Below are 999 nucleotides of genomic sequence, written 5' to 3'. Positions count from 1 at the left end.
CTCGTCGTCGGGCTCACCGAAGTACTCGTCGCCGAAGGTCGGGTCGTCGATGCTCGGGATCGCGTCCTTCGGAAGGACTGAAATCACGTTCATAACCGACTCGTTCGAGTCGTTCACTGGTCTTCCGGAGCGGAGAGGTGTTCTCGCCCCCAGTCGCGCATGGCGATGATCACGGGTTCGAGCGACCGCCCGCGGTCCGTCAGAGAATACTCCACGCGGAACGGCTTCTCGCTGACGACGGTCCGGTCGATGAACCCGTGTTCCTCGAGATCTTCGAGGACGTCCGACTGGACCTTCCCTGAGATCCCGTCTACCTCCTCTTTGAGCGCGTTGAATCCCAGCGGTCCATTCTCCAAGAGTCGGTGAATGACGACGGGATGCCACTTCTTACCGATCAGCGTCGCGGTCGTCGTGATCGGACACCACTCGCTGCCCGCACACCACACCTCTAACGGTTCGGAATCGGTACTCATACCGGGTCCACGGTCGCCACGAAAATAAAGATACGTTTGGTAAGTAGGTGAAAAAACGAAACCTGACATACCGACAGGTAACCCGGTTACCCCTCCGTTCGCGCGAGGTTATAAATTACCTATTCATATCGGGTTACTATAAGTAACTATATCCGAACTCGAAATCGACGCAGACAGCACGGCCGTCCTGATCGAATCGACTCCTCACGAGGTAGCGCGGTCGAGTCACACAACCAGTACAACTCTTTACAAACGGACAGTAATCGAACGTATGGACCGGCCGTCTCCGAACGACCGTCTCGCATTTAAATTCGAGGGCGTCGTGATAGCGGTCGTCGCGTTCGCGCTGACGCGGGGGACGGTCGCCGACCTGTTGGTGACAGAGCGGGGGTTCGCGATGGAGATGAGCGCGGTACTGGTGTTAGCGGTCGGATTCGGCGTCGTCCTGTACGGGATCAACCTCACCGTCAGCGCCCGAGACCGGACGTACACCCGGACCGTCCTCGGCTGGTTCCTCGGCGGCGCC

Annotated in this window: 1 protein-coding gene and 1 pseudogene; one reads left to right on the top strand and one right to left on the bottom strand. The window is 58.7% G+C overall.

Features of this window, described 5'->3' with window-relative positions:
- Window positions 1-113: 113 nt before the first annotated feature.
- Window positions 114-473, bottom strand: coding sequence for a helix-turn-helix domain-containing protein (locus EXE44_RS17090; protein WP_092923483.1), 360 nt, complete (start codon window positions 471-473; stop codon window positions 114-116).
- A gap of 271 nt (window positions 474-744) precedes the next feature.
- Between EXE44_RS17090 and EXE44_RS17085 the strand changes: the two are divergent.
- Window positions 745-999: pseudogene (locus tag EXE44_RS17085) on the top strand (histidine kinase); the annotation flags it as partial.

Source organism: Halorubrum sp. SS7, assembly GCF_005435055.1.
GTDB lineage: Archaea > Halobacteriota > Halobacteria > Halobacteriales > Haloferacaceae > Halorubrum > Halorubrum salinarum.
Note: the sequence above shows the minus strand (reverse complement) of the source record. Positions and strands in the feature narration are given on the sequence as shown.